This window comes from Testudinibacter sp. P80/BLE/0925 (assembly GCF_053570785.1).
In genome coordinates, this window is the sequence record NZ_CM131636.1 from 836,286 (window position 1) to 862,210 (window position 25,925).

General features: G+C 45.6%; 15 protein-coding genes and 1 pseudogene. 12 read left to right on the forward strand and 4 right to left on the reverse strand.

Annotation, left to right across the window (positions count from 1 at the left end; genetic code table 11):
* The first annotated feature begins 25 nt into the window (after window positions 1-25).
* On the forward strand, window positions 26-1,624 hold the full coding sequence (locus ACWA5Z_RS04045) for a type I restriction-modification system subunit M (RefSeq protein ID WP_431054037.1): 1,599 nt from the start codon (window positions 26-28) through the stop codon (window positions 1,622-1,624).
* Here ACWA5Z_RS04045 and ACWA5Z_RS04050 read toward each other — a convergent pair.
* Window positions 1,621-2,244 (reverse strand): restriction endonuclease subunit S, encoded by a 624-nt coding sequence (locus tag ACWA5Z_RS04050; RefSeq protein WP_449343192.1) that lies wholly within the window; start codon window positions 2,242-2,244, stop codon window positions 1,621-1,623. The genes ACWA5Z_RS04045 and ACWA5Z_RS04050 overlap by 4 nt on opposite strands.
* Before the next feature lie 154 nt (window positions 2,245-2,398).
* Here ACWA5Z_RS04050 and ACWA5Z_RS04055 point away from each other — a divergent pair, with 154 nt between their 5' ends.
* Window positions 2,399-2,785, forward strand: a complete 387-nt coding sequence (locus ACWA5Z_RS04055; RefSeq protein ID WP_431054284.1) for a restriction endonuclease subunit S — start codon at window positions 2,399-2,401, stop codon at window positions 2,783-2,785.
* A 35-nt stretch (window positions 2,786-2,820) separates the two neighbouring features.
* Here the strand turns inward: ACWA5Z_RS04055 and ACWA5Z_RS04060 are convergent, their stop codons facing one another.
* Both ACWA5Z_RS04060 and ACWA5Z_RS04065 read right to left on the reverse strand, forming a co-directional pair.
* Window positions 2,821-3,750, reverse strand: a complete 930-nt coding sequence (locus ACWA5Z_RS04060; RefSeq protein ID WP_431054039.1) for a site-specific integrase — start codon at window positions 3,748-3,750, stop codon at window positions 2,821-2,823.
* A 133-nt stretch (window positions 3,751-3,883) separates the two neighbouring features.
* On the reverse strand, window positions 3,884-4,765 hold the full coding sequence (locus ACWA5Z_RS04065) for a DUF808 domain-containing protein (RefSeq protein ID WP_431054040.1): 882 nt from the start codon (window positions 4,763-4,765) through the stop codon (window positions 3,884-3,886).
* A 142-nt stretch (window positions 4,766-4,907) separates the two neighbouring features.
* On the opposite strand from ACWA5Z_RS04065, the pseudogene ACWA5Z_RS04070 reads away from it, so the two are divergent.
* Window positions 4,908-5,000, forward strand: a pseudogene (locus tag ACWA5Z_RS04070) (homocysteine S-methyltransferase family protein); the annotation flags it as partial.
* A 154-nt stretch (window positions 5,001-5,154) separates the two neighbouring features.
* Here ACWA5Z_RS04070 and ACWA5Z_RS04075 read toward each other — a convergent pair.
* Window positions 5,155-5,319, reverse strand: coding sequence for a hypothetical protein (locus tag ACWA5Z_RS04075; protein ID WP_431054041.1), 165 nt, complete (start codon window positions 5,317-5,319; stop codon window positions 5,155-5,157).
* A gap of 319 nt (window positions 5,320-5,638) precedes the next feature.
* Between ACWA5Z_RS04075 and ACWA5Z_RS04080 the strand changes: the two genes are divergently transcribed.
* The 9 genes from ACWA5Z_RS04080 (at window position 5,639) to ACWA5Z_RS04120 (ending at window position 25,879) form a co-directional block, all read left to right on the forward strand.
* The gene (locus ACWA5Z_RS04080) at window positions 5,639-7,453 is read left to right on the forward strand and encodes a ShlB/FhaC/HecB family hemolysin secretion/activation protein (protein ID WP_431054042.1); all 1,815 of its coding nucleotides are present in this window, start codon (window positions 5,639-5,641) and stop codon (window positions 7,451-7,453) included.
* A 98-nt stretch (window positions 7,454-7,551) separates the two neighbouring features.
* Window positions 7,552-17,529: a two-partner secretion domain-containing protein gene (locus ACWA5Z_RS04085; RefSeq protein ID WP_431054043.1), complete on the forward strand. Its 9,978-nt coding sequence runs from the start codon at window positions 7,552-7,554 to the stop codon at window positions 17,527-17,529.
* Window positions 17,522-18,208 carry a hypothetical protein gene (locus ACWA5Z_RS04090; RefSeq protein ID WP_431054044.1) on the forward strand — a complete coding sequence of 229 codons (687 nt, stop codon included), beginning with the start codon at window positions 17,522-17,524 and terminating at the stop codon, window positions 18,206-18,208. Before ACWA5Z_RS04085 ends, ACWA5Z_RS04090 begins: the two co-directional genes overlap by 8 nt.
* Before the next feature lie 21 nt (window positions 18,209-18,229).
* Complete coding sequence (locus ACWA5Z_RS04095) at window positions 18,230-21,049, forward strand: hemagglutinin repeat-containing protein (RefSeq protein WP_431054045.1); 2,820 nt, start codon at window positions 18,230-18,232, stop codon at window positions 21,047-21,049.
* Window positions 21,018-21,626, forward strand: a complete 609-nt coding sequence (locus ACWA5Z_RS04100) for a hypothetical protein (protein WP_431054046.1) — start codon at window positions 21,018-21,020, stop codon at window positions 21,624-21,626. Before ACWA5Z_RS04095 ends, ACWA5Z_RS04100 begins: the two co-directional genes overlap by 32 nt.
* Window positions 21,623-24,622, forward strand: coding sequence for a hemagglutinin repeat-containing protein (locus ACWA5Z_RS04105; RefSeq protein WP_431054047.1), 3,000 nt, complete (start codon window positions 21,623-21,625; stop codon window positions 24,620-24,622). Before ACWA5Z_RS04100 ends, ACWA5Z_RS04105 begins: the two co-directional genes overlap by 4 nt.
* A 1-nt stretch (window position 24,623) precedes the next feature.
* On the forward strand, window positions 24,624-25,094 hold the full coding sequence (locus ACWA5Z_RS04110; RefSeq protein ID WP_431054048.1) for an SMI1/KNR4 family protein: 471 nt from the start codon (window positions 24,624-24,626) through the stop codon (window positions 25,092-25,094).
* A gap of 96 nt (window positions 25,095-25,190) precedes the next feature.
* Window positions 25,191-25,361: a colicin E3/pyocin S6 family cytotoxin gene (locus ACWA5Z_RS04115; RefSeq protein WP_449343118.1), complete on the forward strand. Its 171-nt coding sequence runs from the start codon at window positions 25,191-25,193 to the stop codon at window positions 25,359-25,361.
* A gap of 14 nt (window positions 25,362-25,375) precedes the next feature.
* On the forward strand, window positions 25,376-25,879 hold the full coding sequence (locus tag ACWA5Z_RS04120; RefSeq protein ID WP_431054049.1) for a contact-dependent growth inhibition system immunity protein: 504 nt from the start codon (window positions 25,376-25,378) through the stop codon (window positions 25,877-25,879).
* Window positions 25,880-25,925 lie beyond the last annotated feature (46 nt).

The window sequence follows — 25,925 nt, forward strand, 5'->3', positions numbered from 1 at the left end:
ATAAGATAAAACGGAGTATTAAAAAATGAGTAACAATCTGCAAGACATCACTTCCAAACTTTGGGCAATGGCCAATGAACTTCGCGGCAATATGGACGCGTCGGAATACAAAAACTATATCTTGGCATTTATGTTTTACCGCTATTTGTCTGAGCGACAAGAAGACTATCTGACAAAGAATGAAGTATTGGAGTTGGAAGCCGGAAAATCCATCAATGAGTTGTATCGGGCGCAGGCAACCGCCGATGAATTGGACGACTATCTGCAAGATATTTCGGCCTCCTTGGGTTATGCCATCAATCCGGAAAATACTTGGGCGTCGCTGATGGACAAAATCAACAACAGCGAAATGATCCCAAGCGATTACCAAGCCTTGTTCGACAGCTTTAACAAAAATTCCGAACTCAACAAAGAAGCCTATGCCGATTTCAGCGGCTTGTTCAACGACATCAATTTGGGTGATTCACGCTTGGGTAATTCCACCACCGCACGCGCCAAGGCATTGAATGGTATTGTCAAACTGGTGGACAGCGTGCAATACAAAAGCGACGACGGCAAAGATATTCTGGGCGAAATCTACGAATACTTGATTGGTCAGTTTGCGGCATCAGCAGGCAAAAAAGGCGGTGAATTCTACACACCTCACCAAGTCAGCAAAATTTTGGCAAAGCTGGTGACGCAAAATGCAGCCGAATCGAAAGAAGCCTTTTCGGTTTATGATCCGACCATGGGCTCGGGCTCGCTGTTGCTGACCGTGCGCGCCGAATTGCCCGGCGGTGAAAAAGAGGGGGCAATCCGTTTCTACGGACAAGAGCTGAACACCACCACCTACAACTTGGCGCGCATGAATCTGATGATGCACAATGTCGGTTATTACAATATGACCCTGCACAATGCCGATACGCTGGAAGGCGACTGGCCGGACGGCCCCGACGACAAAGGCGTGGATCAGCCGCGCGCTTTCGATGCCGTGGTTGCCAATCCGCCCTATTCCGCGAAATGGGACAATGCCGACACCAAACTGAAAGATCCGCGCTTTGCACCTTACGGCAAGCTCGCACCGGCTTCCAAAGCCGACTATGCCTTTATCCAACACAGCCTTTATCACTTGAACGACAACGGCACGATGGCGATTGTGCTGCCGCACGGTGTGCTGTTCCGTGGTGCGGCAGAAGCGCATATCCGCCAAACCATTATTGAAAAAAACCAGCTCGATACGGTGATCGGCCTGCCTGCCAATTTGTTTTACGGCACCAGCATTCCGACCGCCATTTTGGTATTCAAGAAAAACCGCCAAACCAAGGATATTTTATTTATCGATGCCAGCAACGAGTTTGAAAAAGGCAAAAACCAAAACAAATTAAGCGATGAGCATATCGACAAAATCGTAAATGCTTATCAGGCACGGCAAAGCATCGACAAATACGCCCATCTCGCCACATTGGAAGAAATCAAGGCAAACGACTTCAACCTGAATATCCCGCGCTATGTGGATACCTTTGAGGAAGAAGAGCAAATCGACTTGGACGAGGTGTTGCGGCAATTGGCGGAAGATAACCGCGAAATTGCGGAATTAGAGCAGAAAATCCATGAACAGCTGAGATTGCTGGGCGTGAATATCTAGTTTGAAAATGCTTTGAAAGCCATTGCCGGTGCGGTTGCGGCAATGGCCTTTTTAATGGCTAAGAGCAATGGAGACTGACGTTGATGAGAAGCGATAGCCTCGTCCAGCTGCTTGAAAAAGTTGCCGATGGCGGTTTGTTCTTCGTGAATAGGAAATGGGATAGGCATTTGGGCAAATAATTTATCTTTGATGGCAAAACGATCTGCTCGTGCACCGGTATCGCCATTTTCTTCCATAAACCTATGCCAATGATTACTACTAAAATAGGTTTCTAAAAACTCATGCACAATGCCGTCTGTTCTGAAAACATAATAAAGTGGTGACATTACGCCAGTTCTACCCAGTTTATTCCGTTTTATTGGTCCAACAGGTGCTGAATTCGATATTCTTGGGTTGTAGACAAAATCATTATGCTTTACTACATAGTAGCCATTAAGATTACTTGAATTGGAAATATCTTTATCAAAGAAATCTCTTTGACTGACTATTCCAAATTCTGCTGAATTGGTAAATGTTTCAATATATACGCCATCTGTATTTTTTTGAGTTACCTTGCTGGAGATTTGATTTAACTTTCGCTGTTCCCAAGCGTGTGTGAAATGGTTCTGAAAATCTATCATTAAAAATACACACGCTTGGGAACAGCGAAAGTTTGAAGCCGTATGGGAAAAATCAAGTGAGAAGAATTCAAGTTTACGATTTTCATCAGATACTGTTATATCTGTCGCTCAAATGAAACTAGTGCCGAATGAGCGAGAATCATCAGATGATTACATGAGAACCTATAACATTCTCCACTATGGAGATATTGCTTTCGAGGGAAATAAATCGAAAAACTTTTCCTTTGGCAGATTTGTTCTGAATGACTTGAGAGATGGAATAGTATCTCATGTATTTAATGTATATAGACCTAAAGTTGACATGGATGTAAGTTTCATGAAGATTTACATCAACAATGAAAGTGTAATGAAACATATTCTTGTTAAAGCAACAACAAAAACATTGATGATGACAACTTTAAATACAAAAGATATTGCCAAACAAAATTTATTAATTCCTGATATTCATGAACAAAAATTGATCGGCAACTTTTTCAAACAGCTGGATGAGGCTATCGCTTCTCATCAACGTCAGTCATCCTATATTAAGACTGGGAAATAATCAGAATAGGGCGGGTCTATACCCGCCGGAATTAACTAGCAAAGTCCAGCCAAATGGCGCATCACAATATCGGTATCTTGATTCTCAAGCTCTTGAATAATATGGATATAGGTATGCTGGGTAGTGGTCATGCTTGAATGTCCCAGCCGACGGGCAACACTGGCAATCGACACACCCGCAAATAGCAATAGCGAAGCATGGGTATGGCGCAAACCGTGAATGGTAATCGCGGAAACCTTGGCTTTTTGGCACAAACGGGTCAGGATGCCGTTGATGGTGGAATTGTAAACCGCTGTTTGCCGGTGAAAAATCGGTTGTTCGGGCGGCATATTTTTGACTAATTGGGAAAACTGAATCACCGTCTGCCAGTCAATTTGGATTTTGCGCACCGAAGAGCGGTTTTTGGTGGGTGAAAAACCGCCGTTTTCTTTGTAATTCCAGGTTTTATTGACTTGCAATGTTTGGTGGGCAAAATCAAAATCCGCAGGAGTAATCGCCAAGGCTTCGGAAAAACGCATGCCGGTCTTGGCAATCAGCAAAATAAACCATTCCCAGTTCAGCATCGGCGGCAAGTTCAAGCTGTTGAGCAGGGCTTGCAGTTCAAATTGATTCAGGTATTTGATTTTTTTGCCTCTGGGTGTTTTGCCTTTGATGATTGCTTTACGGGTAGGATCACTTTCAATCAGCCCTTCATCAACGGCATCAAGAATCGCCCCTTTCAGTTGATGATGAAAATCAAGGGTAGTTTGTCTTTCGTGAGTTTGCGCATAATCATTTAAGAGTTTTTGGTAACTGATTCGGCTTAAATCCTTTACCTGAAGTGTTGGCGCAAGCAGTTTAATCCAATATTGCGTTGCCTGATATTTTTTCATAGTAACCAGGCGGATTGCCCCCTCTTTATAAGTGGCTACCCAATCATTAAAGTAGGCGGAAAAAAGCTGTAGTGATCGTTGTGAATTTTGCATAAGGAAATTCTCCGTATTGAGCCTCGAATTAAGGCACTAAATTATAGGCATATTTTTCTTATGCTTGTTGAAAGCAAAAGTGCGGTCAGATCACAGATGACTAACCGCACTTTGCCTTGTTGCACGAAATAAGTTAATGCGTCGCGGGCTTTTTGCCAAACAACGAAGTGAAGGTCGCCACCACCGCCAGCACCAATGCGCCGCAGGCAACGCCGATCAGCAAGGCGGCAAGGTTGAATTGCCAGCCGTCGAGCCAGTGCATTTGTTCCAGCCAGTGGTGGATCAAGCCGAAGTTGTGGGCGATAATGCCGCCGCCGACCAAGAACATCGCTAATGTGCCGACCACGCTTAACAGGCGCATAAAGTGCGGCATTACGGCAATGATCCCACGCCCGATGGCTTGGCTGACCGCACTGGGTTTGCGCATTAGCCAAAAGCCGAGGTCGTCCAGTTTGACAATCCCGCCGACCAAACCGTACACCAACACCGTCATGCCGAGTGCGATAGTGGACAGCACTAACGCTTGGGTCAGCAGATTGTAATCACTGACCATGCCGAGGGCGATGGTGACGATTTCCGCCGACAGAATAAAATCGGTGCGGATTGCGCCTTTGATTTTTTCTTGCTCTTGCTCCGGGGTCATCTCGCCGCTGACCGCACTTTCATTCTCGTCATGTTTATGCAGCAATTTATGAAAAATTTTCTCCACGCCTTCAAAACAGAGATAAGCACCGCCAATCATCAATAAATAGGGAATGGCGACCGGGAAAAAGGAGGAAATCAGCAGTGCTAACGGCACTAAAATCACTTTATTCCAAAACGAGCCTTTCGCCACCGCCCACACCACCGGTAATTCGCGTTCGGCTTTGACGCCGGCAACCTGATTGGCGTTTAATGCCAAGTCATCCCCGACCACGCCGGCGGTTTTCTTGGCGGCAACTTTGGTCATTAGCGCGACGTCATCCAATACCGCAGTAATATCATCTAACAGTGTAAAAAGAGAGGCAAATGCCATAAAAAATCCTTGTATTGTGACAAAATAATGGAGAAAAAACGCGCAAACTATAACCGTTTCAGGTTGAAAAAGAAAGAGGCGCCCCCTTGCTATTTTAAATGCCGTTCTCTGTTTTGCTTTGCAAAACAACAGTGAGGTTCATATGACATTTACACTACTCGACGGCGGTATGGGGCGTGAATTATTGCGTATCGGCGCACCGTTTCAGCAGCCGAAATGGTCGGCATTATTGTTGCAATTATTGGCAAAGCAACCTAAGCCGATCCGGATCTCTTTTAGCTTAGACGATAGTGCCTTAGATATACCAATTTTGCGTTCGGACGAATACGCCAAATGCAGTTAAACATCAACAGCCGACCGCACTTTTAAGCGAACAAGTGGAAACAGCGTTAGCGGTGCGCGATTTGGCGATCAGTTATCAACGCCATTTTTGCTTCGATCACTTGCGCTAGCGTCCGTTCCAACGCCGCTGCCCGAAAAAAATCGACGGGCTGTGCGAAACCCAAACCCCGCCAAACCGCACTTTTGCCGACAGACATCGGATTTTTTGCCATATTGTGTTTACCAGAAGGCAAGAGTGGATCGTTGTCTTATTCGTAGACCGAGAAGTAGCGACGCTAGGGCTTCCTGACAATTCGATTTACGGTTACTTTTCGCCCCTGAAAACGCATCTGCTGCGTTAAAAAGCCTCGAAAGATGTCCAATCTTACTGCGTTTTTTGCCTTGCATTTACATTTTCAGGAACAAAAATCCCCTCATAAACAAATTGTCAGGAAGCCCTGGGATGAGTATTTACTGAGTTTTACATCTAGGAAAATACATCAAATAACGTTATACTCCATAAGATTTTTTTATTGCCTGGTTAGGAATATCATGTCATTCTCTTCTAAGTTATCTTTTATTGGATTTAATCTAATTTTATCAATAACTAACATACTGGCTACAGTAAATGCAGCAACCCCCACCGCACCTAGCACAGATGATCTGACGTTTGATGCTCAGCAGCAACAACGCCAGCAGGAACAAACCCTTTCAATTCAACGGCAACAAATCAATCATCCGGAAGTGCGGTTTCAAAGCGATATCGAAACCACTCAAGAACGCCCCCTGTTAATTCCCGAAGCCCAATGCCTGACCATTTCTGAACTTTACCTGACTGACCTCGAACTTACCCAAACTGACATGACTGCATACGCTTTAAAAGGTGTACGACCGCCGAGAAGCCAATTCGATTGGGCGTTGGATGCGGTGTATCAAGCACGGGATTTTTCCCTGCCGCATTGTATCGGCGGTGAAGGCATCGGCATTCTGATTAATCGGATTCAAAACGCGATTATCGAAAAGGGTTTTGTCACCACGCGGGTGTTGGTGCAGCCGCAGGATTTACGCAGCGGGAAGCTGATTTTAACCGTGATTCCCGGCAAAGTAAGGCAAATTCAATTACGGGATAACAGCGATTATCCGAAAGCCACGTTGGCCACGGTGTGGTTTGCGTTGCCGACGAAAAGCGGGGCGTTATTGAATATCCGCGCTATCGAACAGGGCTTGGAAAACCTGAAACGCCCGCCGCACGCCGATGCCGATATCCAAATCATCCCGGCGCAAGGCAATGGCGCGCAGCCGGGCGAAAGTGATTTGCAGATTGATTTTCAACAGCGCTTTCCTTATCGCTTGTCTTTATCGTTGGACGATAGCGGCAGTAAAGCGACCGGGCGGTTGCAGGGCACGGCAACGGTGTCGATTGAAAACATGTTGTCGTTGAACGATCTGTTTTACGCTTCTTTTACACACAGTTTCAAACGCGGCAGCGATGATGACGGTGCGCGCGGCAGCAACAATACCAGCCTGTATTACGGCGTGCCGTGGAAAAATTGGCTGTTGAGCGTGTCCGGGTCACAATATGATTACCACCAAACGGTGTTTGGCCCGTTCACCGATTATGAATATGCCGGCAAAAGCACCCATTTGAATGCCAACCTTTCCCGGACGTTATATCGTGACGGCAGCCGCAAAACGACGGCGACAGTTGGTGTCTGGCATCGCCGCACCGCGAACTTTGTGGACCGGTCGGAAATCGATGTGCAACGTCGGCGCATGGCAGGTTGGCAAATCGGGCTGAATCACCGTGAATATCTCGGCAGTGCCACCTTAGATTTCTCCTTCGACTATAAACGCGGCACCGGCGCCAACCGTTCGCTGGCGGCGCCGGAAGAGGCGCATGGCGAAGGCACGTCGCGCCCGAAAATCATCAGTGCCGAAATCAGCTTCAAGCAACCGTTCAAACTGGGCGAACAGCCGTGGCAATTGAGTACCGGTTGGCGAGGGCAATGGAACAAAACCCCGCTTGTTCCGCAAGAGCGCTTGAGTATCGGCGGGCGTTACACGGTGCGCGGTTTTGACGGCGAATTGACCTTAAGCGGTGACCGCGGCTGGTTATGGCGCAATGAATTGGCGTGGAATGTGATGGCAAGCGGACATGAACTGTACCTTGCCATCGATAAAGGCGTGGTACGCGGGCGCAGTACGGCCAAGCTTCTCGGTCGTCATCTGGTTGGCGGCGCGGTCGGTTTGCGCGGCAATCTGTGGGGCTTGGATTATGCGTATTTTATCGGTACGCCTATTCATAAGCCGCAAGGTTTCCGTACCGGCCATGTAACCACCGGATTTAGTCTGAGTTATCAGTTTTAATCCAAGTCGCCAGAGTAAAAAAGAAGAAAGTAGTAAAAGTAGTAAAAGAAGAAAACAGTAGTAAAAGAAGAAAACAGTAAACGTAAAAGGAACACCCTATGAACAAGCATCTTTACCGCCTGATTTTCAGCAAAAGCCAACAACGTGTGGTTGTGGTGTCTGAAATAGCCACCCGCGAGGGCAAAGCCAAAGGCGAGGGCGGACAGATGGTTGCGGAGGAGGCGGGCCGTTTTACTTTTTTAACCCAAGGCTGGCGGCTAAGTGCGGTCAATCTCAGTTTATTTACCGTGTTGGGCTTTTTGTTGGTGAGCAATGTCTCCGCCAATGAACTGCAAATTCGCGCCGACCAAAGCGCACCGAAAAACCAGCAGGCGATTATATTGCAAACGGCGAACGGTTTGCCGCAGGTGAATATCCAAACCCCGAATGACAAAGGCTTGTCGCATAATAAATACCAACAGTTCGATGTCGATACCCAAGGCGCGATTCTGAACAACAGCCGCACCGAAGTGCAAACCGAACAAGGCGGGTGGGTGCAGGGCAATCCCTATCTGGCACGCAGCGAAGCCAAGGTGATTCTGAATGAAGTCAATTCCAACAACCCGAGCCAACTGAAAGGTTATGTCGAAGTCGCCGGCAAGCGTGCCGAGGTGATTATCGCCAACCCGTCCGGCATTCATTGCGAAGGCTGCGGCACGATTAACGCCGGCCGCACCGCCTTGACCACCGGCAAGGTGGAACTGGAAAACGGGATGGTGAAAGGCTATCAAGTCGAGCAAGGCAAAGTCACCGTTTCCGGGCGCGGCATGGACACCAGCCGTTCCGATTACACCGATATTATTGCGCGAGAAACCGAAATCAATGCGGGCATTTGGGCGAAAGAACTGAAAGTCACCACCGGCATAAACAAGGTCTCGGCGGACAATCAATCGGTGCAAGTCATTCATAAAAGCAAACAAAACGACACGGAACAGCCGGCACAAACCGTGCGCTATGCGGTGGACGTATCGGAATTGGGCGGGATGTATGCCGGCAAAATCCACTTGGTCGGCACCGAAGAGGGCTTGGGCGTGCGCAATGCCGGGCATATCGGCGCGACCCAAGGCCATGTGCGGATTGATTCGCAGGGGCAGATTGTCAATAGCGGCTTTGTCGGCGCACAGCAAGACGTCAAGCTGAGTGCAAAACATCAAATAGAAAACCGCGGCACGGTTTATACGCAACAAGGTGATGTGCAGCTGCAAAGCCAAACCCAAGGTATCGACCAACGCGGCAGCGTGATTGCCAAAGGCGATTCACAAAGCAAGGGCAAAGTGCGGTTGCAGGCAAAAGGCAAGATAGCCCAGCAGGGCGAAACCTTCGCCGAAAGTGATATCACCTACCAAGCCAACCAGATTGAAGCTGGAAAATCCGCCGTGCTTGCCGCCGGCGTGCGCTTTGAACAAACCGAAAACGGTGAACGCAAAACCCTGAATGCGGCAAGCGAAAGTGGTAAAAACCTGACCTTAACCGCCGAGCAACGTGCGGTGGCGCAGGGGCAGAATCTGGCGTCGGGGCAGATTAGCGTACAAGCCGAACAGATTGATTTAAATAATAGCCAAACCAGCGCCAACCGCCTACAGGTCGAAGCGCGCAGTGGTGCGATTACTGCGGACAACAGTATCATCCGCAGTGAAACCAGTGCTGAATTCCGCACCCCGACCGCACTTGTAACCCAGAACGCAAACTTAAATGCCGACTATTTTATTGTCGGTGCAGACAAAATCAATAACAGTGAAGGCAGTTGGATTCAGCGCAGCGTAGCCGATTTTCAATTATCACTCGGCGGGCAGTTAAATAATATCAAAGGAAAAATATCCACAGCCGGGAATATGAAGATAGAGACTACCGCTCTTAATAATCTGCAAGGAACACTGTTTGCAGGTCAAGATAGCGACATCTCCAGCCTTAAGCCGCTCAATAATCGGCAAGGGAATATTGTCAGTGAACAGCATCTATGGATAACCAGCGAGGCTATTGATAATGTCGGCGGTAATATAGGTTCCAAACAAAGTAATACTAATCTCGAGATTCGGACAAAGATTGATAATCGGCAAGGTGAAATCAGTGCCAGACGGCAATTATCGGTGACGGTACCGATATTAGATAATCAAGAAGGGACATTATTAAGTGGCAGTGATAGCGTATTGAATATTGATGCACTCAATAATCAACAAGGGTTTCTGGATGCGGGTGAAGATTTGCATATTATTGGACGAGTGCTAGATAATCGTCATCAATCACAAACCGGTTCGTTGATACAGGCTACACAAAAATTAACCTTGCAACTCGATACTCTGTTAAATCAAGGTACAGTAACAGAGTCTTCAACAGAAGATGGAAAAATTACACAGGGTATTATCGCAGGGACAATTGAGCTTCAACTCAACAATGCAGAAAATCAAAAAGGCGGAATTTATGCGATCGATCATTTATCAATGACGGCGGCGGGTTATCTCAATAACCAAGAGGGTATTTTATCCTCCTTAAATACCGCTTCTTTACAGGGAAATGAGGTGTCGATTAATAATCGTGCCGGTAAGATTCACGCGGTTAATTTATTGGAGATTGAGGCGACACAGCTGAGTGGTGATGGAGATATAAAGAGCCGTGGTGATCTTAATATTAGCTTAAAAGAAGACTTTACGGCTGATACGGCGATATATGCTAAAGGCAGTTTTAATTTTAAAACGGCGGGTCATGTGGTCAATAACAGTGTGATGCAGGCTGGTCATCAGTTAGGATTGCATGCGCAGCAGATCGAAAACCGGGCTACTGGGCAAATGAGTGCCGGCGATGTGGAGCTCATCGCGGGTAAGCAGATTATTAATCGCGGGTTGATTAACAGTTTGCGCGATGATGGTTCCTCATTGACGTTGCTTAAAGCCGATCTTATTGACAACGTGGGTACCGGGCGGATTTATGGTGACAGCATTGCGTTGCAAGCCGAACAGTTAAAAAACCACGATGAGGTCGTGAATGGCAAACACGCCGGTGCTGTCATTGCCGCTAGAAAACGCTTAGATCTCGGGGTTGGAACGATTTATAACCAAAATGACACTTATGTGCCAAATATGAACGGCAGTGCCATGATCTACAGTGAGGGCGAGTTGTTATTCGGTCAAACATTAGATGAGCAAAATCATGCTACCGGTAAAACCGATCATCTTTATAATCAAAGTGCGGTGATTGAAAGTAACGGCGCAATGGGATTAGCGATTCATCACATTGAAAATACCAATGCTTTTTATAGAACGGAAATGCAAACTGTCGGAGAACAAGTGCGCAACTGGCACTATATTGTCCCTAGAGATTATGCCGAAAAAGATTTGAGAATTGCTTATAATCTTTTGCAGATGACATCAGGGGTGAGGGGAAAAAGCCAATTAATTTGGCGTCAGCAAGATACGGTGATAAAACCGGAAAACGGTGATGTGCAATCCTTTATCTTGCCACAGGTCAATCAGTGCCAATCGATAGCAAATCAGTGTGATTTTGAGCCTCATTCCTATTATTTCCCGACCGATCCGGCGTGGGGCTATTTTAATATCACGACTGAAGCAGATGATACGCTTACTCGCCATCTCGTTAATGCTAAAGCGCCGGTTGCCCCTATTGAACCGGTGAAGCCGGTTAAAAGGAGATCAGAGCGTCGTTACAAGCGGTTATTAGCCGAGTATGAGCAGAAAAAATTACAGTATGATATTGATTATAGTGTTTATTTGAGTAATAAAGAAAAATTTGACCATGAGATTAAGCCTTATTATTTACAATGGGTTGAAAAAAATAAAGCGGCTTTTGAGTGGTTGTCCAGTGAGATAGAACAACATAATCAAAAATATGTTGCTGAAAAAAGAAAGGAATATAAAGACTACTATGATATCAAGGTTGATAAACAAATTATCAAAGAAGATGTGGTGGTCTCCAGCCTGCCGGGGAAAATACTTTCCGGTGGCAATATGTTATTCAGCGGTAGCACATTTTTAAATGATAAAAGCCACGTGCTCGCCGGTGGTATCATGCGGGGCTTGACAGATAAGATTGAAAATAAAAATGAAGAGGGAACTCGTGTTACCGAAGATTACGGCAGCAAAATCTATAGTCGCGAAATCAAAAATGGTAAAACAGGTAGCGGTAGGACTAAATATAAACGGGATCCTATTCCAATCTCCAATGGCTTGTTAAAAACCGAAGCAACAACCATTCCGATTTATCTCACCAAAGTAGAGCAAAAACAGGTGGTTTTGGACAAAGCGGTAGATATTTTCTCTTCGGATAGCACTCTACAGCCGAATTTATCGGTATTTACCCCCTTTACCATGGGAGAGGAAAAGCAATCCGTAGTTAAAACCTTAAACGATCATGTTCGTTTTATTGAGATAGACACTCACCTGCCGACTTCGGCGTTATATAAAGTCAATCCAAACACACAAAGCCATATCTTAGTGGAAACCGACCCGGCTTTTGCGCAGTATAAGCAATGGCTCAGCTCCGATTATATGCTCAATACGTTGCGTCACGATCCGAATCGCGCGCATAAACGCTTGGGGGATGGGTTCTATGAACAAAAGCTGATTAATGAACAAATCAACCAATTAACCGGATATCGTTATTTAAGCGGCTATAAAGATAATGAAAGCCAGTATAAAGCGTTAATGGACAGCGGCATTACGTTTGCGAATAAGTTTAATTTAGCATTGGGTGTCAGTTTGAGCGAGGCGCAAGTTGTACAATTGACTTCTGATATAGTCTGGCTGGAAACTCAACAAGTACAATTGGATTCTGGTGAAACCGTATCCGTATTAGTGCCCAAAGTGTATGTGCTGGCGCGAAAAGGGGATGTTGACGGACGAGGTGCATTGTTGAGCGGTAATCGCGTTATGACCAACGGTGCCGAACTTGTTAATAGCGGCACGATAGCCGGCAGAGAGTTGGTCAGCCTCAATCAGGAAAATATTAAAAATCTGGGCGGACGGATAAGCTCCCGCCTGACCGCACTTGATGCATCAACGCTAAGTAATATAGGCGGGCAAATTGATGCGGACAAGGTTTTACAGATTAAGGCGGATGGCGATATCCAGCATCAATCCACCGTACGGACTCGCGGTGTACGGCAGTCGGGATTTGAGCGCCGTGATACGGTGCTGGATCGTAAAGCTACTTTCTATGTGCGTGATCCTGACGGCAAATTAACACTTTCTGCTGATAATTTGCATGTGAGCGGAGCGGATATCACCAATCAAGGAGAGGGTATGACACTGCTTGATGTGAAAAATAATCTGCTTTTGGATACGGTTGAGGTTGGTTATCACGAAGCGTTGGGTGGAAATAGTGACGATCGCCGCAGAGAGGCAGTAACGGAGGCGGTGAACAGCCGCGTTAGTGGCGGTGGTGTAGTACAACTACAAGCGAAGAATCTGACCAGTGAAGGTGCACACTTATCAGCGCAAGACAAACTGAATGTGGTTGCAAATAATGATCTGATGATCGGTACCCGTGAATCTAATTTGGACTTTGAGGAATATCACCACACTAAATATCGCAGCACGTTTAGTAAAGGTAGCAAAACAACGCATTCACAACAAACACATACCGAGCAAAGTGGTTCACAATTACAAGGAAAAGAGATCAATCTTCGAGCAGGTAACCTGCATATTGTCGGCAGCAATCTGACGGCTGAAAACGATATTACTATCTTGGCTAAAGATAACATTCAGATTGACGCATCAGAAAATCGGTATAACTCTCATTATGAGGAGAAAAATAAAAAATCCGGCTTTAGCGCTTCGCTGAAAAACGGTGTGGCGACGGTGGGGTATCAAAAAGCGCGGTCTTCAACGGATAGCACGGGGCAATCGACGGCGTTGAATGCCAGTTTGGTTCAAGCCACACAAGGCAACCTATTGATAAAAGGCGGTGAAAAAGTCGATATTGCCGCCTCCGCATTAGTGTCGGGCGGCGATATGACGGTGCGGGGCAGCGAGGTTAATTTCACGGCGATGACGGAAAACAGCGAGCGGTCTTTGCAACAAGAAAGCAAAATGCGCGGTATCGGTGTGCAGGTGATGTACAATCCGCTTGAAGTCGCCAAGCAGACTTACCAAGACAGTATGGGGGAACAATCACCGCAAGGCGGAAACGGTAAAAGCGTGGTTGGCACGGCAACGGCGCACGGCATAGCGGTTGCGGAAACCACCCTGCGGTTAATGAAGCCGGTGACGGACTTTTCCACCTCACAACGCCAATCGCAACAACAGCAAGGCAGCCAACAACGTGCCGTTGTCAGTGAACTCAATGCCGGCGGCAAGCTAACGGTGACAGCGGACAAAGGCAGTATTTTCAGCGAAGGGGCGAACTTCAGCGCTGACGGTGATATGGCGTTCAGCGCGACAGACAATCTTATTTTTGATGTCGCACAGGATATTTTGCGCCAACGGGGCGAGAAACAGCAGCGCGGCGGCGGTTATGACGGCGCAACCATGCTGGGTGTGATTGACTACCGCAATCAACAACAAGACAGCGGCGATATTAAACAAGCACAGGTGAGCCATCTTTCCAGCGGCGGCACGTTGACACTGGCAACCGAAAAAGGCGATATCCGGTTTATCGGCAGTGATGTTGTTGCCGTAGCCGATATTGACGCGACCGCAGGGCGTGACCTGATACTGACCACGACTGACGAATGGCAACAACAGGCTTCAAACCGCAGCGGCAAAGGGATAGGAAAAGCGGTTATCTCCGACACCGAACGCTTCGCCGGTTTTTATCGCAACAGCGAAAGTACAGAATCAAACGAACTGGCGAACAAGGGAACCACCTTGGGCAGCTTGCAAGGCCGTGTCAATTTGAATGCCGGAGATGATTACCGCCAGACGGCAAGTGATGTGATAGCGAATAACGGACGGGTTGATATTGTCGGCGACAGCCTCACGTTCAGCCAAGCGACTAATGTGCAGCAACAGCGCGAATCGAGCCGTGACAGCAAAATCGGCGCATTTGCCAAAGTCAGCTCGCCGTTGATTGACTTGGTACAACAGACCGAAGCCCTGGTGCGCAGCGACAAATCCAACGATCGTTTAAACGCGTTGCAAACCGCGGCACTGGCAGCCAAAGGCTACGGCACCTACCAGGGCTTATCGGACAAAGGTTATCTGATAAAAGGCGAAGTCGGCGTTGGCTTTAGCCAAGCGAAAAGCGACAGCGCCCGTTATAGCGAAAGTGCGGTCGGCAACCATCTCAATGGGGCAGAGGGTGTAAGTTTGACGGCACGCAGCGGCAATATTGATGCGACCTACACCACTCTCACCACCCGAGACAGTGAGGGCAAGCGCACGTCGGGCGGTACGGTTGAGTTTGACGCGGCAGGCAAGATTTTACTGAATGCGGGCGTGGAGGGTTATCGCCAACAAAGCAGCCAACGCAGCAGCGGCGCGCAAGTGGGCGTGGGTTATTCCGTCGGCGGACAAACGGGGGTCTACGCTTATGTTGAAGCCGGTTATAACCGCAGCAGTCAGCAGGGTGAAGGCATTTATCATCATAATAGTGTTGTGGATGCGGATAAGGTTATCGTCAAAAGCCAAGGCGATACGACGTTGAACGGGGCGGAGGTGCACGCCAAACAGATTCAAACCCGGATTGGCGGCGACCTGACGATTAACAGTTTACAAGACGGGGAGCAGCAGCGAAGCAGCGGCAGCAGTGTCGGCGGACGGGTGCAGGTGTCGTTCGGTACGGCTTGGGAGGCGAGTGCCAACGCAAGCGCACAACAAGGCAGTGCCAATCGTCAACAGGTCAATCGTCAAAGCGGTCTGTTTGCCGAAGAGCACTATGATGTGGAGGCGAATAATGTTCACTTGAACGGCGGCGCCATCACGGGCAAGCAAACCGACAAAAACCGCCTTGTTACCAACAAACTGACCTTCAACGACATTGAAAACCGTAGTGAGAGCAAGGCGGTGAGTGCGAGCATTGGGGTGAGCGCGAGTTCGGACTTGAACAAGGACGAAAACGGCAAGGTAATCAAAAACGACAAAGGCGAGCCGGAGCGAGTGACGGACGTCAGCCCGACGGGCGGCTTGCCGATGTACAGCCGCAGCAAGGATAGCAGCGTCACCAAAGCGACCTTGAGCGAAGGCACCATTATCCTCGACAAAGACAGCCAACCAACCCAAACCACGGCGGCAGCGTTGGGGATTAACAGCGACAGCACAACAGGCAACGCGCAAACCGAAAAACCAAAAGACATCAACACAACACTTGCCACACAAAAAGCCATGCAAAGTGCGGTTGCGGACATCAGCGCAGGGGTAGCGAGCTTCAGCAAACAGCAACACACTGCCGCCCAAGCCGAACAGGCAGAAGCTCAAGCCAAGCTCGAACAAGCGGCAAAACGCGGCAATCCAGCGCAATATGAACAAGCCAAAGCCGATTACGACGCAGCCAAAAGCCAAGCGGAGGCATGGGGAACGGGCGGTGACTACAGCCGCGCCTTAGATACCGCCAGCAAAGTTATCAGCCTCGCACTCGCCAACGGCAGCTCAACACAGCTATTGGCAACCGCACTTTCACCGGAAGCGAACAAACTTATCAAAGCGTCGACAACAGATAAAGAAGGCAACGTCGATAAAGCGGCGAACCTGCTCTTGCACGGCATCCTAAGTGCGGTCGAAGCGCAAGTAAATGGCGGCAGTGCGTTGGGTGGTGCAGCGGCAGGGATAGCGGGGGAAGCGGCGGCAGAGCTGTTGGCACAAACCCTCTACGGCAAAAAGGCGAGCGACCTGAACGAGCGCGAGAAACAGAACATCACCGCCCTCAGCAGCCTGACAGGGGCATTGGCGGCAGGGATGGCGAGCAACGCGACAAACGGCACGACGAACCTCGCTGATACGCTTGCTAATGCCGCGATTGGGCAGGCGACAGCGGAAAGTGCTGTGGAGAATAATGCGCTTTTAAATCGTCAGGGTGAAAGCTATCTGAGATCTGAAAAGGATAAAGCTCTAGTCGAATTGTTGAAAGAAAACGGTGTAAAATCTACAGAAGATTTTACAGAGGCGTATCTCGCTTGTATAACTGACAGTTGTCGCCAACAAATCGAAGTATTGAACAGTCAAGCGACTTCTGAGGGGCTTGAAATCATTAAGCAATTGGCAGAAAACGAAATAATAAGTCGAAATGATTATACCGATATTATTTCAACTATTTTGCCAAAAATGGCGGAAGGCGCATTAGTTTCAGGTAGAGAAGTTGGAGCTGAAAGTCGCTTATATAAGAACGATGTATCAGAGGTTGTTGGTCATTATGCAGGCGGTGGTGATAGTGATATTTATCGGATCTTTGATGAAAAGAGTTTAAGAGATTTAGGTTATGACGGAGCTGGATTAGATAACAAGTTAAAAGATATTGAACACTGGAGTAACGCTTGGGAAAGTGGAGTTGTAATTGGGCGTGGAGTAAATAATATCGGAAGCTCGGAGACTTCAAACTCTAAATTACCTATCATTGGTATTACTGAGGGTTATCATACTGAATCTGTAGCCGTTAATGGAAAAGTTATTTATCGTTCAGATGATAATTTTTATTCTAATATTAATGCTAAGGGGAAAACAAAAGCATATATTAATGCCTCTGGGGACTTATTATCAGCAAATGTTGATGGAAATGTAACCATAACACAGCATGTTAGGGGAGCTAGCCCAATGAAAGAACAAAGCCAATATATTTCTTTTTCAGGTAATAATAATGGGAAGAAATATGGGTATAATACAATTTCAGTTGCGCTAGATAATCTAAAGAATGATATTTCATCAGGTAAGTTAAAGGGAGTTGATATAATAGAAAATCAAGATGTTGTTTCTTACTTGAAAAATAAATCCTCAATAAAATTTGATTCGTACTCTAGAAATCCAACAAAAAATACTAGATATGAATTTATTCGTGCAAGACGGGATTTAAATAATGTAATAAGAGATAATGAGGTTTTAATAACTCCAAAAGTGCCTAGTGAGTATATAAATAAATCAAGGGGTGCTTATGAGTAATTTAATATCATCTCTATATATCTCAAGAAATGGTATGGAAAAATTATCTGAATGGGAGATGATAGAATTAGATGAAAATGAATTTCCTTATGAAATCATACCTCTATTGGAAGATTATATTTTGAAATCCAATGGTGATCTTGATGAATTAATTTCAGCGGCTAATATTGCTTGCTCAAAGGGGAGTGATATAGCATTTAACTTTTTATTGAAATTCACTAAAAATTATTCTCAGGATTTAGCCTTGCGACCTCATAGGTTATATAATTATGATCAAACCATAGAAGATATAAGTCGTGCAGTTTTATATCATGCCTTTCATAATTTTGATAAAGGAGTTGAATTTGATAAAGATAAATATTACTTTTTTTCATTCGAAGCCTTTAGGATAGCTATAGAAATACCTATAGACCTATTTAGTGTTTTTAGTATGCTAAGAACAATTGAGCGAATACATCTAAAAAATAACTCTTTATATAATTATTTTTTGAAGATTTTAATGAAAGTGAAAAATATTATTTTTTTTTATAGGGCTGTAGATTGCTTTGCTTTTTATAAAAATATAGATCCATTTTTTACTAGGGAAATAAAGCGATACAATATAAAAAAAGAAGAATTTAAAATTGAGAATTACAAAGATATTTTAAAAAAAATATATACATACTATTACCTAAGATAATTAGTAGATACAGATAAATCAATGAACAAAAACACCTACCGCATAATCTTCAGCCAATCCCAACAACAATTTATTGTTGTTTCGGAGCTGGCAAAATCAAAAACGTCTTCTGAACGTAGATGTGCGGTAGGTAACTTTGTACATTTTAGTGATGGCGTGTCTATTGATTACCAAGATCAACACGCCTCCAAAAACGACAAATCCAACGACCGCTTAAATGCGTTGCAAAGTGCGGCACTGGCAGCCAAAGGCTACGGCACCTACCAGGGCTTATCGGACAAAGGTTATCTGATAAAAGGCGAAGTCGGCGTTGGCTTTAGCCAATCGAAAAGCGACAGCGCCCGTTATAGCGAAAGTGCGGTCGGCAACCATCTCAATGGGGCAGAGGGTGTAAGTTTGACGGCACGCCGCGGCAATATTGATGCGACCTACACCACTCTCACCACCCGAGACAGTGAGGGCAAGCGCACGTCGGGCGGTACGGTTGAGTTTGACGCGGCAGGCAAGATTTTACTGAATGCGGGCGTGGACGGTTATCGCCAACAAAGCAGCCAACGCAGCAGCGGCGCGCAAGTGGGCGTGGGTTATTCCGTCGGCGGACAAACGGGGGTCTACGCTTATGTTGAAGCCGGTTATAACCGCAGCGGTCAGCAGGGTGAAGGCATTTATCATCATAATAGTGTTGTGGATGCGGATAAGGTTATCGTCAAAAGCCGAGGCGATACGACGTTGAACGGGGCGGAGGTGCACGCCAAACAGATTCAAACGCGGATTGGCGGCGACCTGACGATTAACAGTTTACAAGACAGTGAGCAGCAGCGAAGCAGCGGCAGCAGTGTCGGCGGACGGGTGCAGGTGTCGTTCGGTACGGCTTGGGAGGCGAGTGCCAACGCAAGCGCACAACAAGGCAGTGCCAATCGTCAACAGGTCAATCGTCAAAGCGGTTTGTTTGCCGAAGAGCACTATGATGTGGAGGCGAATAATGTTCACTTGAACGGCGGCGCCATCACGGGCAAGCAAACCGACAAAAACCGCCTTGTTACCAACAAACTGACCTTCAACGACATTGAAAACCGTAGTGAGAGCAAGGCGGTGAGTGCGAGCATTGGGGTGAGCGCGAGTTCGGACTTGAACAAGGACGAAAACGGCAAGGTAATCAAAAACGACAAAGGCGAGCCGGAGCGAGTGACGGACGTCAGCCCGACGGGCGGCTTGCCGATGTACAGCCGCAGCAAGGATAGCAGCGTCACCAAAGCGACCTTGAGCGAAGGCACCATTATCCTCGACAAAGACAGCCAACCAACCCAAACCACGGCGGCCGCGTTGGGGATTAACAGCGACAGCGGCAAAGGCAACGCACAGACTGAAAAACCAAAAGACATCAACACAACACTTGCCACACAAAAAGCCATGCAAAGTGCGGTTGCGGACATCAGCGCAGGGGTAGCAAGCTTCAGCAAACAGCAACACACTGCCGCCCAAGCCGAACAGGCGGAAGCCCAAGCCAAGCTCGAACAAGCGGCAAAACGCGGCAATCCAGCGCAATATGAACAAGCCAAAGCCGATTACGACGCAGCCAAAAGCCAAGCGGAGGCATGGGGAACGGGCGGTGACTACAGCCGTGCCTTAGATACCGCCAGCAAAGTTATCAGCCTCGCACTCGCCAACGGCAGCTCAACACAGCTATTGGCAACCGCACTTTCACCGGAAGCGAACAAACTTATCAAAGCGTCGACAACAGATAAAGAAGGCAACGTCGATAAAGCGGCGAACCTGCTCTTGCACGGCATCCTAAGTGCGGTCGAAGCGCAAGTTAACGGCGGCAGTGCGTTGGGCGGTGCGGCGGCAGCGATGACGGGGGAAGCGACAGCAGAACTGCTTGCCACGACCATTTACGGCAAAAGTGCAAGTGAACTGAACGAACGGGAGCGGCAAAATATCTCGGCGTTGAGTAGTCTGAGCGGCGCATTGGCGGCAACGGTGACGGCACAGGCAGATGGAACAGCTACGGATAGCACAACTACACTTGTTAATGCGGCAGCTGGGCAAGCGATAGCGGAAAGTGCGGTTGAGAATAATAATCTTGCAATTGCTGGTAGAGTGGCTACTTTTGTTTGTGCAAGAGCTTGTCAGCAAGCCCTTGCAGAAATGATTGGTCTTGGTGCGGCTATTTCGACTGATTTATCTCAAAATGAACAAGAAGAGGCTTTGAAAATAGGGGCTTTTAAGAACCCTGAAAAAATAGCTGAACTGAGCTCTGAACAAATTGCTTTTTTAAATAGTAAAATTTTAGATAGCGAACCTTTGATTGGTAACAATGTTTGGATACCAACCAGTAGTGGCGGATTTATGCCAGTAGATCCTAACCTTGTTGTTACGACGTATGGCGGCAAACAAATAATTGATCCAAGAATTATTATTACGGATACAGGAGGAATACAATATCCGAGTGATTATGAAAAACCTAATAATACTGGGGGAGATCAAATTCATGTTCCTGAAAATACTGGAGTGTTACCAGGTTCTGAAATTAAAATTGGGAGTTGGGAAGATAATCTTGTTTCGGCTGAAAATTATTTTGATAAGCCTAAGAAAAAAGTAAATAGCGCAAATATTGGGGACTTTGTTAGAACTCCTACTACTAATCCTGAAGATTTTACTAAAAACGGTCGTCAGTATAAAAATAATTATACTGATGAAATATGGGAAAAAAGTAATACACAACATTCAGATAAACTCGGGGAATGGAAAGTTGGTTTAGGGAAAAATAGCCCAAGCAAAACTAAAAAAATAACAGTGGGAGTTAGTGATGGAAAAATTATCAAAATTGACAGCAAATAAAAATATTCATTTGGCTAATATTAATTTTAATGGATTTAGCAGTAGTTCAACATGGATTGGCTATTTTGAAGAAACAGAATTAGTTGAACCTTTAAATGGAATAAAACTTGCTTGTGAATTATTTTATAATTTTTTCTCAAATGATCTAAATGATTTCATTCTCATTTCGGCATTATGTTTTGATGATAAAGCTGATTTAGATCCTAGATTTAATGACTATAATGGTATTTATGAGATTTCTAAAGAAAAGGGGTATCTTAAACCATTAACTGATAACTATATAAAATATTTAGATGGTTCTCCTTTATTAGCGAATCATTTAAGCATTCATTTTGATAACGATTTCTTTATTCCATTTTGCGAGATGGTTATGGCATTGTCATACAGCAAGGTAGTAGGGCAAGTTTGTTTTCTTATTAATCCCAAATTACAGATTGCACTATACCCTCATGATGATACTGGATTTGGAGTAATTACATTGAATGAGAATTTTTCAATGGGAATTGAATTTTTACAATATTGCGGTAAAAATGAGTTTTTCGATTATTATATAGATCCTAGTATTGATAAAAAATGAACAAAACCATCTGCCGCATAATCTTCAGCCAATCCCAACAACAATTTATTGTTGTTTCAGAACTGGCAAAATCGAAAATGCCTTCTGAACGTAGATGTGCGGTAGGTAACTTTGTACATTTTAGTGATGGCGTGTCTATTGATTACCAAGATCAACACGCCTCCAAAAACGACAAATCCAACGACCGTTTAAACGCGTTGCAAACCGCGGCACTGGCAGCCAAAGGCTACGGCACCTACCAGGGCTTATCGGACAAAGGTTATCTGATAAAAGGCGAAGTCGGCGTTGGCTTTAGCCAATCGAAAAGCGACAGCGCCCGTTATAGCGAAAGTGCGGTTGGCAACCATCTCAATGGGGCAGAGGGTGTAAGTTTGACGGCACGCAGCGGCAATATTGATGCGACCTACACCACTCTCACCACCCGAGACAGTGAGGGCAAGCGCACGTCGGGCGGTACGGTTGAGTTTGACGCGGCAGGTAAGATTTTACTGAATGCGGGCGCGGACGGTTATCGCCAACAAAGCAGCCAACGCAGCAGCGGCGCGCAAGTGGGCGTGGGTTATTCCGTCGGCGGACAAACGGGGGTCTACGCTTATGTTGAAGCCGGTTATAACCGCAGCGGTCAGCAGGGTGAAGGCATTTATCATCATAATAGTGTTGTGGATGCGGATAAGGTTATCGTCAAAAGCCGAGGCGATACGACGTTGAACGGGGCGGAGGTGCACGCCAAACAGATTCAAACGCGGATTGGCGGCGACCTGACGATTAACAGTTTACAAGACGGGGAGCAGCAGCGAAGCAGCGGCAGCAGTGTCGGCGGACGGGTGCAGGTGTCGTTCGGTACGGCTTGGGAGGCGAGTGCCAACGCAAGCGCACAACAAGGCAGTGCCAATCGTCAACAGGTCAATCGTCAAAGCGGTTTGTTTGCCGAAGAACATTATGATGTGGAGGCGAATAATGTTCACTTGAACGGCGGCGCCATCACGGGCAAGCAAACCGACAAAAATCGCCTTGTTACCAACAAACTGACCTTCAACGACATTGAAAACCGTAGTGAGAGCAAGGCGGTGAGTGCGAGCATTGGGGTGAGTGCGAGTTCGGACTTGAACAAGGACGAAAACGGCAAGGTAATCAAAAACGACAAAGGCGAGCCGGAACGAGTGACGGACGTCAGCCCGACGGGCGGCTTGCCGATGTACAGCCGCAGCAAGGATAGCAGCGTCACCAAAGCGACCTTGAGCGAAGGCACCATTATCCTCGACAAAGACAGCCAACCAACCCAAACCACGGCGGCAGCGTTGGGGATTAACAGCGACAGCACAACAGGCAACGCGCAAACCGAAAAACCAAAAGACATCAACACAACGCTTGCGACACAAAAAGCCATGCAAAGTGCGGTTGCGGACATCAGCGCAGGCGTGAGTGCCTACAGCGCCCAACAGCGCAAAGTGGCGGAAGCGAAAAAAGCCGATGCCGCACAAGCCATGGCAAATGCGCAGCAAAGCGGTAATCAGGCGGCTTATGAGCAAGCGGTTGTCGCCTATGCACAAGCCGATAGTGAAGCAAAAGCTTGGGGTACGGGCGGCAGTTATCAGCGGGCGGTTGACACGGCAACCAAGGTTATCACCTTGGCGATAGCCAACCGTAGTACGACACAATTGACGGCGACCGCCCTTTCTCCGCTGGCAAACCAAGCGATTAAGGATGCGACCACAGACGAAAACGGCAAGGTGGACAAAACCACTAACCTAATTCTTCATGGCATCTTAGGTGCGGTCGAAGCGCAAGTAAATGGCGGCAGTGCGTTGGGTGGTGCAGCGGCAGGGATAGCAGGGGAAGCGGCGGCAGAGCTGTTGGCACAAACCCTTTACGGCAAAAGTGCAAGTGAACTAGATGAGAGGGAGCGGCAAAATATCTCGGCGTTGAGTAGTTTGAGCGGCGCATTGGCGGCAACGGTGACGGCACAGGCAGATGGAACAGCTACGGATATCACAACTACACTTGTTAATGCGGCAACCGGGCAGGCGATAGCGGAAAGTGCGGTTGAGGGGAATTTATTATCTATAATTGAATCTAACCCTCAAGTAGATTGGGCTAATGTAGCGAAATCAAAAGCATTAGAAGAGGAGGCAAATCGCATAGCAATAGAGCAAATGGAGAAGAATAACCCTGAGCTTATGGAAACACTAAGAGCTGGGGGGACAGTTGCAGGGATTTTAGCTGATTTTACGCCTGTTGTAGGTGATGTAAAATCGTTTGTAGAGGCAGAGGATGGTATTGATTTTGCTTTAGCTTTAGTCGGAGTTATTCCTGGCGCTGAGGTGGTTACAAAATCACTTAAAGAAGCTAAGCAGTTATATACAGCAGCTCGAAATGCAGAGAAAGCAGGCGATTTAAAACAAGCTCAAAAAAATATTGATCAAGCAAAAATATTATTACAAGACAATGATGTTGTTGGATTTTATCAATCACATACTTGGAGGGAGTCATTTGAAAAACAGTATGGTAAGAATAATGTGAAATCTACTACTGTTGTAAATAATTCTAGGGCAACAGCAACAGATAGAATCTTAAAGACAGGTGAACAAATTTCTGTTATTGAGTCTGAGGGTAACAAAGCAGTTAAAATTTATTCTAAGCCAGATACACTTGGTAATAAAAAAGAAATTGCAAATATTCCTTATGATTCAAAGGGATTACCTATATTCGATGATGTTGCAGTTTTTTCAACCAAAATTGATAATAGTAAAAGCTATTCAGGACAAATGAGACAGGCATCACGGGATATGTGGATTGTGATAAAGGATGATCCTATTATGAAAAGTAAATTTACACTACAGCAATTAGAGGACATGCAAAAAGGGAAAAGCACTATCACGGGCTATACTTGGCATCATAATGCACAGTCATCACCAAATAATATGCAGTTAGTACCTGTAAATATACATGATGCGGTTAAGCATATAGGGCAAGGTTCTTTACAAAAAGGAAAATAATATGGAACTATTGAAGGTTTATCGAGATAATGGAAAAGTAGATATTTCTTTAATTAATGAATTTGAAAGGAAAATGAAGATTAAATTCCCCAGTTCTTATAAACATCTAATAAGTAATCACAATTTCTTAAGGCTTGAAAATGATATTTTTGATTATGTTGATTTAGATGGAGAGATTAATGATAGGGATATTTGTTTTTTAGGGTATGGTGAGGTTAATCCATATAATATATATTCAAAATTGGAGCTTTTTCCATTTTATGATGATATGAAAGGTATAGTCCCTTTTGGTGTTAGTGGTAATGGCGATTATATTTGTTTTGATTATAGGTTTTTAGAGGTTGATGAAGAGCCGAAAGTGGTTTTAATATATCACGATGATTATATTCAGGATGCTGATGGAACTATGAATCCAGTAGTTAATCTTGTGGCAAAAAACTTTGAGGAGTTTATAGAGTTATTACATGATTGATTCTAATTTAAAAGAATTATTTTTTAATAAATACTATCCAGCAGGAATAATAAAAAATGTTTAAATAAAGGTTAGAAATCTCATCCTGCTCCGAAGATGGAAGATATTACAGGATTTTCTAATCTAGTAAGATCAAAAGAGAAAACGCCAGTGCAGGGGGGTATTAAATTGAGGAATAGATGGAAAGATAAGGATGGTAACATTTATGAATGGGGTTCTCAGCATGGATCCTTAGAAAAATATAATAAGCATGGAAATCATTATTAAAAAAGTGAAATAAAATGGCTAAATCAAAAAATATTTTAATAAGAAAAAATAAGGATGTAATTTTAATTACTTACTTTTTACAAGGGTTGTTATCAATGTCAGATCCTGAACAAGATCCTGTTTTTTTGCCAGTGGATATTGATGATAAAATGTTAGGTGAATCCGCAAAAGAGGCTTTGTTAAAAAGCAGAGAGATTCCATTAGATGAGTTTTATAAGATATTTAATTCAGGTGAGGTGCAATTATTTGGTAAAAAAATAGAGCAACAGTTACAAGAACACTTTGGCTATAAAAGTAGAAAAGCAATATATAACACTATGGATTTTTTATCTATTGATATGGAAGATAATATTACAATAACACCTCATCATCAGGATTCTCTTGATGGATCGACAGCGGTTAAGAAAAAAGATGGGACAGCAATTGAATTTGAATATCCATTAGAAATTTCAGATGAAGAATTAGGGATGAAAATAAGAGAGGCTTTTAAATATTGCACGAGTATTTATAGGAAATAATATAATTAAGTCCTGTTGGTTATCCATTAACTGAAGCTAAAATTAA

Coding starts and splice junctions, on each gene's coding strand:
- ACWA5Z_RS04045 (WP_431054037.1), top strand. CDS start 26: ATGAGTAACAATCTGCAAGACATCACTTCCAAACTTTGGGCAATGGCC.
- ACWA5Z_RS04050 (WP_449343192.1), bottom strand. CDS start 2,244: ATGATAGATTTTCAGAACCATTTCACACACGCTTGGGAACAGCGAAAG.
- ACWA5Z_RS04055 (WP_431054284.1), top strand. CDS start 2,399: ATGAGAACCTATAACATTCTCCACTATGGAGATATTGCTTTCGAGGGA.
- ACWA5Z_RS04060 (WP_431054039.1), bottom strand. CDS start 3,750: ATGCAAAATTCACAACGATCACTACAGCTTTTTTCCGCCTACTTTAAT.
- ACWA5Z_RS04065 (WP_431054040.1), bottom strand. CDS start 4,765: ATGGCATTTGCCTCTCTTTTTACACTGTTAGATGATATTACTGCGGTA.
- ACWA5Z_RS04075 (WP_431054041.1), bottom strand. CDS start 5,319: ATGGCAAAAAATCCGATGTCTGTCGGCAAAAGTGCGGTTTGGCGGGGT.
- ACWA5Z_RS04080 (WP_431054042.1), top strand. CDS start 5,639: ATGTCATTCTCTTCTAAGTTATCTTTTATTGGATTTAATCTAATTTTA.
- ACWA5Z_RS04085 (WP_431054043.1), top strand. CDS start 7,552: ATGAACAAGCATCTTTACCGCCTGATTTTCAGCAAAAGCCAACAACGT.
- ACWA5Z_RS04090 (WP_431054044.1), top strand. CDS start 17,522: ATGAGTAATTTAATATCATCTCTATATATCTCAAGAAATGGTATGGAA.
- ACWA5Z_RS04095 (WP_431054045.1), top strand. CDS start 18,230: ATGAACAAAAACACCTACCGCATAATCTTCAGCCAATCCCAACAACAA.
- ACWA5Z_RS04100 (WP_431054046.1), top strand. CDS start 21,018: ATGGAAAAATTATCAAAATTGACAGCAAATAAAAATATTCATTTGGCT.
- ACWA5Z_RS04105 (WP_431054047.1), top strand. CDS start 21,623: ATGAACAAAACCATCTGCCGCATAATCTTCAGCCAATCCCAACAACAA.
- ACWA5Z_RS04110 (WP_431054048.1), top strand. CDS start 24,624: ATGGAACTATTGAAGGTTTATCGAGATAATGGAAAAGTAGATATTTCT.
- ACWA5Z_RS04115 (WP_449343118.1), top strand. CDS start 25,191: ATGGAAGATATTACAGGATTTTCTAATCTAGTAAGATCAAAAGAGAAA.
- ACWA5Z_RS04120 (WP_431054049.1), top strand. CDS start 25,376: ATGGCTAAATCAAAAAATATTTTAATAAGAAAAAATAAGGATGTAATT.